We start from the raw sequence: 8,537 nt of genomic DNA on the forward strand, positions 1-8,537 counted from the left end.
CCGCGCGCCACCGGTGCACCGCCGAGCGCCGACACCGCCGCCGACGTGCTCGACGCGGCCGCGGCCCTGTTCTGCACCGAGGGCTACGGCTCGACGAGCACCCGGGCGATCGCCGAGCGCGCCGGCGTGCGCCAGGCCTCGATCTACCACCACTTCGCCACCAAGGCCGACATCCTCCACGCCCTGCTCCTGACGACCGTCCGCCCGTCCCTCGCGGTCGCCGACGCGCTCGCGGCCCGCACCGAGCCTGCCGCCGTGCGGCTGTGGGTGCTGTGCCACCGGGACGTGACCCTGCTCTCTGCCGGCCCCCACAACCTCGGTGCCCTGTACCTGCTGCCCGAGGTCTCCGGTGAGGCGTTCGCCGAGTTCCGTGGCCTGCACCGGTCGCTGCACGCCCGGTACCAGGAGCTGATCACCGACCACGGGGGCCCGGTCGGGGACCCGCCCGCGCTGACCGGCCTGGTGCTGGGTCTGGTCGAGAGCGTGATCCTGCGCCGGAGGTACGGCGCGACCTGGGAGCCGGTGCCGGACCTAGCGCCGTGCGTCGCCGACGCCGCGCTGCGGGTCCTGGGTCTGAGCGAGGCGGACGTGGCGTCCGCACGCGCCGGGGCGGAGCCGCTCCTGGCGGACGTCGCCACCCCCTGAGGACCTTTTTACACAGCCGTTTCACGGGCGCCTCGGCACCGACACGGCACGAGAGGTGAATGTCCCTGTCGATCGACAGGAAATAGCCGGTCGGCACGGACCACGTCCAGACGTCACCGTCTGCGACCCACCGCCGTCCCTCGTGCCGGCCGTCCTCACGGAGCACCCATGGTCATCATCGGAGTCGGGTTCAGCGTCCTCCTCGTCGTGGTCGTCGGCATCGTCGTCGCACGCAAGGTCGACGGTGACAGCGCCAACTACCTCGTCGCCGGCCGACGGTTGGGGATCCCCCTGGTCGCGGCCTCGCTGATGGCCTCGGCGGTCGACTCCAACGCGACCGTCGGGAACACCGACCTCACCTCGTCGTTCGGCTTCTGGGCCGGTGCGTCCCTGGCGATCGGGCTGGCGATCTGCCTGCTCCTGACCGGCCTGTTCCTCGCCCGTCCCATGAACCGGATGGGCCTGTTCACGCTCGCCGACTTCTACCGGCTGCGCTACGGCCGCGGGGTCGAGGTCACCTCCTCCGTCCTCATGATCTTCGCGTTCGCGATCCTCATGGCGGGCAACCTCGTGGCCTGCGGCTACCTGCTGAACCGGTTCCTGGGGCTGAGCTACACCACCGGCGTCCTGCTCGCGGTGTCCCTGGTGCTGGTCTACACGATCGCGGGGGGCATGTTCTCGGACGCCTACACCGCCGCGTTCCAGGTGGTCATCACCGCCGTGGCGACCGTCGCGCTGCTGTGGTGGGTGGGCGCGACCTTCGGGTTCCACATCCCCGAGGGCATGGGCCCGTTCGACATGGAGCAGCTGACCTCCACCGACGCCGGGGCCCCCATCAACTGGGCCACCCTGGTGGCGCTCGGCATCGGCGACATCGTGGCGATCGACTTCATGCAGCGGATCTTCGCCGCCAAGAACCCCGAGGTCGCACGACGTTCCTGCTTCGCCGGGGCTGCCGGGACCGCGACCGTCGGTGTCGCGTACGCGCTGGTCGCGCTCACGGCCGTCTCGGCGCTGGGCCTGGACGCCGTCGACGGGCCGGTCCTGTTCGCACTCCTGGACGACTACGCCCCGGCCGGATTGACCGTCCTGGTGCTGTCGGGGATCGTCGCCGCGTCGTTCTCCACCGCCTCCGGGGCGATCCTCGCCACGGCGGCGGTGGCGGTCCGCAACATCGCCGGCGTCCGCCGCGTCGTGCAGGACGGTAGCCGCGACCCCCTCCTGCTGTGGACGCGCCTGGCGATGCTCCCCGTCGTCGCGTGCGGGGTGACCGTCGCCCTGGAGGTCGCCCAGACGGGCATCCTCCTCACGCTGGCGTTCGACCTCATGCTCGCCGGGCTCGTCGTCCCGTTCCTCCTGGGCCTGTTCTGGGGCCGGGGCGGCACCAGCGCCGCCGTCGCCGCCCTCGCGGCCGGCCTCACGGTCCGGGTCGGGCTGTTCGTCCTCACCCCCACCATGTACGGGGTGCCCAACGACGTGGCCTACATCCCCAACGAGATGCTCGACGCGAGCTTCGACGGGTGGCCCACGTTCTACGGCGCGATCGCCTCCCTTCTCGCCTACCTGGTCGCGGCCTGGTTGCGACCCCGCCCGGCCATCGAGCAGGCCCGGCAGATCGTCGACGGTGCCCTCACCGACACCCAGGTGCAGGCCGCGCCGGTGCCCGCCCCCGCCGGCCTCGTCCCGGAAGGGGCTCGGGTGCCCAGGTGATGGGGCGGTGGGTGCCGGGTGGTGACCGCTACGGTCGGTGCACCTGGCGCCGCACACACCTGGAGTCCGCGTGGCCGTACACCCCACCGCACCGTCCGTGGCCGAACCGGGCGAACGCCCGGAGCAGGCCCGCACCCTGAAGGTCCTGGTCCTCGGGCAGCTGCTGTCCGGTGCGGGCCTGGCCGCCGGGCTGACCGTCGGGGTCCTGATCGCGGACGAGATGCTCGGCGGCGCGGGCCTGGCCGGGGTGTCGATGGCGCTGTTCATCCTCGGTGCGGCCGGGGCGTCGGCGATGGTCGGTGGGGTGTCCCAGCGGCGCGGGCGGCGCGTGGGCCTCGCCCTGGGGTACCTGCTCGGGGCGGTGGGCGCGTTCGGTGTGGTGGTCGCCGCGGGCACCGACAGCATCGCCCTGCTGCTGGTCTCGTTCGTGGTCTACGGCGCGGGCAGCGCCGCGAACCTGCAGGCCCGGTACGCCGGGGCCGATCTCGCGACCCCCGCCACACGAGGTCGCGCCGTCAGCACCGTGCTGGTCGCCACGACCCTGGGCGCGGTCGCCGGACCCAACCTGGTGACCCCCACCGGGGCTGTGGCCCGCGCCATGGGGCTGCCCGAGCTGGCCGGGCCGTTCCTGCTGGCTGGTGTCGCCTACGGGGCGGCCGGGCTGGTGCTCCTCGCCCTGCTGAGGCCCGATCCTCTGCTCCTGGCTCGCCGGCTCGCCCACCAGACCTCAGCCGCTGCCACGGACACCGGTTCCTCGCCGGACGCCGCCGAGCCGGTCCGGCGCGACGTCCTGCTCGCCGGTGTCGCCCTCATGACCGTCACCCAGGTCGTGATGATCGCGATCATGACCGTGACCCCGTTGCACATGCGCGGCCACGGGCACAGCCTGGGGGCCGCCGGCCTGGTGATCGCGGTGCACGTCGGCGCCATGTACCTGCCGGCGCCCCTAGCCGGGTGGTTGCTGGACAGGTTCGGTGCGGCGCTGGTGACCGGGGCCGCCGCCGGCACGCTCCTGGCCGCGGGCGTCGTGGCGGCTCTCGCCCCGGTCCACTCGGTGCCGGTGCTCGCACTGGCGCTGGGCCTGCTCGGGGTGGGCTGGAGCCTGGGTCTGGTGGGAGGGACCGCCATGGTCGCCTCGGCGCTGCCGGTCGCGACCCGCGCCCGCACCCAGGGTGTGGTCGACCTGCTGATCGCTCTGGCCGGTGCCGGCAGCGGCCTGGGCGCCGGGTTCGTCGTCGCGGGCGCCGGGTTCACGCCCCTGGCCCTGGGCGGTGGCCTCCTGGCACTGCTGCTCGTCCCCGTGGTGGTGGTCACCGCGAAGACGGGAACCACGAGGACGGGGACCACCAGGACGGGGGCTGCGTAGACCACGCCCGCGACGGGGTGACCCGGGCGCTGCGAGGACGGCCCTGGTTCAGGAGGTGATGTCCTTGGTGGTCAGCCGGGCCCAGGCCGCCGTGGTGAAGATGGCCGTGTAGGCGAGCGCGGAGAGGACCCCCGGGGTGACGGTGTCCAGGCTGACGGGGTCGCGCAGCAGGTCGGCGAACGCGAGCCACCAGTGGGTGGGCAGGTACTCGTGGATGACGGAGAGCTGGGGGATCGCGTCGAGGATCTGGCTGGTCAGGACGACGACCAGCAGGCCGATGGTCGCCCCCAGGGGTTGCTCGGTGAGGGTCGAGATGAACAGTCCGATCGAGCCGATGGCGACCAGGCACAGCGTCAGGTAGGCGCACACGAGCAGCACCCTGCCGACGCCTTCTCCGAAGGTGAGGGCCGGCCCTGACAGGGTGGGCAGGGGTCCGGTCCCGAAGAGCGCCACGCCCACTGCTGAGCCGACACCGGCGACGAGGAGGGTGGCGGACGCCGCGAACACCACCATGGCGGCGAACTTCACCACGAGCAGCCGGGTGCGTTCGACGGGCACGACCAGCAGGTACCGCAGGGTCCCGACGTTCGCCTCGCCGGCCACCGAGTCCCCGGCGATCACGGCGACCGCGGTGGGCAGGAAGAACGGCATCTGCACCATGAGCGCGGCGAGCGCGACGAACAGCCCGTTGACGGGGATCTGCCCGAACAGGAAGCTGCCGCCCCCACCGCCGTCGACCTTGATCGCGATCGCGATGATCACGGGGACGGCCGCGAGGACGACGGCTCCGGCGAGGTTGCGTCGGCGGGTGTAGATCAGGCGCAGCTCCGAGGTGAACAACCGCCACGTCATCCCCACGGCGCCGTCAGCCGCTGACATCGAATCCCTCCCCGGTGAGGTCGACGAACAGCTCCTCGAGGTCGGCGGTGCGCACCTCGAACCCGCGCACGGGGACCCCACCACGGACCAGGGCGACGACGACGTCCTCCGGTGCGGTGTCACCGAGGGTGGCGGTGACCCGGCCGGCCCGGTCGGCGGCGACGTCGACGCCGGCCAGCCCGAGGCGGTCCAGCACCCCGGCGGCCAGGGAGGGGTCGGGTGTGGTGACGGCGACGACCGCCGCGGTGCGGGACCGCAGCGAGGGCAGGGCGTCCTGGGCGACGAGCCGCCCGCGGTGCATCACGCCGACGTGGGTGCAGATCTGCTCGACCTCGCTGAGCAGGTGGGTGGACAGCAGCACGGTGGTGCCGTGGGCGGCCAGGTCCAGGAGCAGCGACCGGACCTCGCGGGTGCCCTGGGGGTCCAGGCCGTTGGTCGGCTCGTCGAGGACGAGCAGGTCGCGGGGGCGCAGCAGCGCGGCCGCGAGGCCGAGGCGCTGGCGCATGCCGAGGGAGTAGTGGCGGTAGGTCTTGCGGCCGGCCGCGGTGAGGCCCACCCGGTCCAGGGCCTCACCGATGCGCCGGGTGGTGGTCCCGGGGTCGGTGGTGCGGTCGGCGGCGTCCAGGCGCCGCAGGTTCGCCGTGCCCGACAGGTAGGGGTGGAACGCGGGTCCCTCGACCAGGGCCCCGACTCGTGGCAGCACGGAGACGGACTCCTGGGGCACGGGCGCCCCCAGGAGCGTGCGTTGCCCGGAGGTGGGTTCGAGCAGCCCGAGCAGCATCCGGATCGTCGTGGTCTTGCCCGACCCGTTCGGTCCCAGGAACCCGTACACGGACCCCTGCGGCACGGTCAGGTCCAGGGAGTCCACGGCGACCTGCCCGGAGCGGAACCGTTTGGTCAGGCCCCGGGTCACGACGGCGGCGTCCGTGCCCGTGGCGGCCACGGGCGGGGTGTCGGTGGTGGTCACCCGGCGGCGGCCTGGAGCGTGTCGCCGTCGACCGCGCCGATCAGGACCCGGCCGTCGTCCAGCAGCAGCACCGAGAACAGGCGTGACTGCAGGAGCCGCCCCGCCCCGGCGGGCCCGTCCACGCGGGGCAGGGCCTCCAGCCCGGCGGCGAGCTCGCTCGCCTCACCGGTGAGCTCCTGGCCGGCGAGCCCGGCGAGTGCGTCCGGGGGGAGGGTGGCGATCAGGACGCGGGACCACCCGTCGCCCACCACCGTCACCTGGTCCGCCTTCTCGCCGTCGTCCGCGTCGGTGTCGTCCGCGTCGTTGGACCCTTCCCCGTCGCGGCCCGTCGCGGGCTTGTCGGTGCCGTCGGTGAGGTCCAGGACGTCGGTGGTGGCACCGGGCGGTGGGGTGAAGGTGAGGACGTCGTCGTCGGGGCGGGTCAGGCTCAGGTCCGTGAACCCGACGTCGATCGCGGGTGCGCTGTGCCCGACGGCGTGGACCTGCACGCGGGTGGGGACCCGGTCGGCGGCGTCGACGGCGATGCGCACCTGGTCCACCAGGGTCCCGTCGCTGCGAGGGTCGAGGACCAGCTCGTAGGCGGGACGGCCGGCCACGGTCACCGGCGCCCCGACGCTGACCTCGGTCGACGGGTCGAGCGAGGCGAGCAGCACGTCGGCGTACTCGGCGGGCGTCATCGGCGGGAGGCCGCCGCGGGCCTTGGCCCGGTGCCCGGCGTCGTCGGTGGTGGGGTGCTCGGGCAGCAGCACCTGGGTGACGGTGGCGCCCTCGCTGCGCCACACCCACACCTCGTCACCGTCCACGACGACGGCCAGCTCACTCATGCCACCGTGCAGGGCGACCCGCGCCCGGTCGGGGCCCGCCGCCCACACCCGTAGCGTGTGCTCGCCGTCCAGCAGGGACGTGGCGTCCACCGGTGAACCGACCGGCCCCCCACCGCCACCGTCCGTCAGGCCGGGCAGAGCGGGCAGCCCCAGGTCGGCGCGGTGCACGACGGTGCCCGACAGGCCGTCCACGGGCTCGGTACGCAGGTTCGCGAGCAGCTCGGCGGCGGTCACCTCGGGCAGGTCCGGTTCAGCGGCCGCGATCGTCGGCACCACCAGGGTGGCACCGACCACGACGGCGGCGAGCCCGGCAGGTACGGCCCACCGGGCAGCAGGACGAGGACGCGACGACATGCCCCCATCGTCTCCCCGCCGACGGTCCCCGTCGACCCACCACGGGTGGAGAGTCGGTGCAGGTCGGTCCGTCGCGCGCGGGACGCCGCGAACGCGTTGACGTCGATCGGGCCCTGGACGGTAGATGTGATCACTAGAGCAACCATTATGGCGCTCATGGGCGCTAGAATGACCAGGGAGGTGGTTTCCGATGGCACGGGTTCGGACGTACTCACCGGCGACTCTCGACGCGACCGTGACCTTGGGACTCCTCGTCGCGGCCGCGCGACGGGAGCGTCGCATGACCGCGGCCGAGCTGTGCGAGCGCGTGGGGATCACCCGGCAGACGCTGAGGGCGATCGAGTCGGGGGCGCCCACCGTGGCGATCGGGACGGTGTTCGAGGTCGCGACCGTCCTCGCCGTCCCCCTGTTCGACCGTGACCCCGTAGGTCTGGCCACGGTCCGTGCTCGGTTGAACGAGCGCCTGGCAGTACTGCCGCAGCGTGTGCGACCCGTGGCCGAGGTCGACGATGACTTCTGAGCGACCGACCACCGCATTCGTGTGGATCTGGCTGCCCGGGCGCACCGAGCCGGTCGTCGCGGGGCGTCTGGACGCCATCGGCACCCGGCACCAGTTCACCTACGGACGTTCCTATCTGGAGCGCTCCGACGCGATCTCCCTCTACACCCCTGAGCTGCCCCTCCGTCGGGGGCCCCAGCAGCCCGAGCAGGGCCTGGACATGGCGGGCTGTCTCGCCGACGCAGCGCCGGACTCGTGGGGTCGACGTGTCATCCTGGCCCGTCACCTGGGGCGCCTGGACCGGTCCTCCGACACGACGGACCTGCCTGAACTCACCTACCTGCTCGAGTCCTCGTCGGACCGGATCGGGGCCTTGGACTTCCAGGGGTCGCCGACCGATTTCACCCCTCGGGAACCCTCGACCTCGTCCCTGGAGGAGATCCAGGAAGGCGCCGACAGCCTCCAGGCAGGGGAGGCGCTCCCGCCTGCCCTTGCGGACGCCCTGTTCCGCGGCACGTCGATCGGCGGTGCCAGACCCAAGGCGACCTTCGAGGCAGGGGGCCGGGCGGTGATCGCGAAGTTCTCCACGGCCACCGACACCTACCCTGTCGTCAAGGCGGAAGCTGTTGCGATGGAACTTGCCCGACGGGTCGGGATCACTGCCCCGAGGACGGAGGTCGCCACGGTCGCCGGGCGTGACGCGCTGCTCATCGACCGGTTCGACCGACAGCCTGGTGGTGGGCGCCGCCAGATGGTCTCAGCCCTCACGATGCTGAAGCTGGGCGAGATGACAGCCAGGTACGCCACCTACCCGGACCTCGCGGACCTGATCCGGCAGCACTTCACCGAGCCCGCCGCCACCTTGCGTGAGCTGTTCACACGCATCGTCTTCAACGTCGCCATCGGCAACACCGACGACCACGCCCGCAACCACGCAGCCTTCTGGGACGGTACCCACCTGACCCTCACCCCGGCCTACGACCTGTGCCCCCAGGTGCGCAACGTCGGTGAGACCGATCAAGCCATGGCGATCGGTCGAGGCGGCCAGAAGTCCTCACGTTTCGCGACCTGCATCGCAGCCGCAGACAACTACCTGATCAGCGAGGACGACGCGAGAGGCATCGTCGACCGGATCATCGCGACCGTCCACGACGAGTGGGCGGACGCCGCAGAAGCGGCCTGCCTCACCTCAGCCGATCGTGGCCAGCTGTGGCACCGACAGATCCTCAACCCCTCGACGTTCTACGAATGACAGTGGCCCGCGTCGGTGCACGACGTGCGCCCCACCCCCGC

General features: G+C 72.6%; 8 protein-coding genes. 5 read left to right on the forward strand and 3 right to left on the reverse strand.

The window, feature by feature from the left end:
* The 3 genes from N869_RS18780 to N869_RS10460 all read left to right on the forward strand — a co-directional run.
* On the forward strand, positions 1 to 645 hold a 645-nt coding region (locus tag N869_RS18780; protein ID WP_052105391.1), incomplete at its 5' end, for a TetR/AcrR family transcriptional regulator.
* A gap of 168 nt (positions 646 to 813) precedes the next feature.
* Positions 814 to 2,355, forward strand: coding sequence for a sodium:solute symporter family protein (locus tag N869_RS10455; protein ID WP_052105392.1), 1,542 nt, complete (start codon positions 814 to 816; stop codon positions 2,353 to 2,355).
* 70 nt (positions 2,356 to 2,425) lie between these two features.
* Positions 2,426 to 3,721: an MFS transporter gene (locus N869_RS10460; RefSeq protein WP_198026043.1), complete on the forward strand. Its 1,296-nt coding sequence runs from the start codon at positions 2,426 to 2,428 to the stop codon at positions 3,719 to 3,721.
* A 48-nt stretch (positions 3,722 to 3,769) separates the two neighbouring features.
* On the opposite strand, the gene N869_RS10465 is transcribed toward N869_RS10460, so the two are convergent.
* From N869_RS10465 to N869_RS10475, 3 genes are read right to left on the reverse strand one after another with little or no spacing between them, the layout of a single operon-like run.
* Positions 3,770 to 4,600, reverse strand: coding sequence for an ABC transporter permease (locus N869_RS10465; protein WP_035061259.1), 831 nt, complete (start codon positions 4,598 to 4,600; stop codon positions 3,770 to 3,772).
* Positions 4,587 to 5,567 carry an ABC transporter ATP-binding protein gene (locus tag N869_RS10470; protein ID WP_052105394.1) on the reverse strand — a complete coding sequence of 327 codons (981 nt, stop codon included), beginning with the start codon at positions 5,565 to 5,567 and terminating at the stop codon, positions 4,587 to 4,589. The genes N869_RS10465 and N869_RS10470 overlap by 14 nt, the downstream gene beginning before the upstream one ends.
* Positions 5,564 to 6,745 (reverse strand): LolA family protein, encoded by a 1,182-nt coding sequence (locus N869_RS10475; protein ID WP_035061262.1) that lies wholly within the window; start codon positions 6,743 to 6,745, stop codon positions 5,564 to 5,566. The genes N869_RS10470 and N869_RS10475 overlap by 4 nt, the downstream gene beginning before the upstream one ends.
* A gap of 190 nt (positions 6,746 to 6,935) precedes the next feature.
* On the opposite strand from N869_RS10475, the gene N869_RS10480 reads away from it, so the two are divergent.
* The gene (locus tag N869_RS10480; protein WP_035061265.1) at positions 6,936 to 7,265 is read left to right on the forward strand and encodes a helix-turn-helix transcriptional regulator; all 330 of its coding nucleotides are present in this window, start codon (positions 6,936 to 6,938) and stop codon (positions 7,263 to 7,265) included.
* Positions 7,255 to 8,496 carry a type II toxin-antitoxin system HipA family toxin gene (locus tag N869_RS10485; RefSeq protein ID WP_035061268.1) on the forward strand — a complete coding sequence of 414 codons (1,242 nt, stop codon included), beginning with the start codon at positions 7,255 to 7,257 and terminating at the stop codon, positions 8,494 to 8,496. Before N869_RS10480 ends, N869_RS10485 begins: the two co-directional genes overlap by 11 nt.
* Positions 8,497 to 8,537: the final 41 nt, after the last annotated feature.

Origin of the sequence: Cellulomonas bogoriensis 69B4 = DSM 16987, from assembly GCF_000767165.1 — a bacterium.
GTDB classification, from domain to species: domain Bacteria; phylum Actinomycetota; class Actinomycetes; order Actinomycetales; family Cellulomonadaceae; genus Actinotalea; species Actinotalea bogoriensis.

Bases quoted from the DNA above. Each gene is read 5' to 3' on its own strand.
- N869_RS10455 (WP_052105392.1), top strand. From the start codon at position 814: ATGGTCATCATCGGAGTCGGGTTCAGCGTCCTCCTCGTCGTGGTCGTC.
- N869_RS10465 (WP_035061259.1), bottom strand. From the start codon at position 4,600: ATGTCAGCGGCTGACGGCGCCGTGGGGATGACGTGGCGGTTGTTCACC.
- N869_RS10475 (WP_035061262.1), bottom strand. From the start codon at position 6,745: ATGTCGTCGCGTCCTCGTCCTGCTGCCCGGTGGGCCGTACCTGCCGGG.
- N869_RS10480 (WP_035061265.1), top strand. From the start codon at position 6,936: ATGGCACGGGTTCGGACGTACTCACCGGCGACTCTCGACGCGACCGTG.
- N869_RS10485 (WP_035061268.1), top strand. From the start codon at position 7,255: ATGACTTCTGAGCGACCGACCACCGCATTCGTGTGGATCTGGCTGCCC.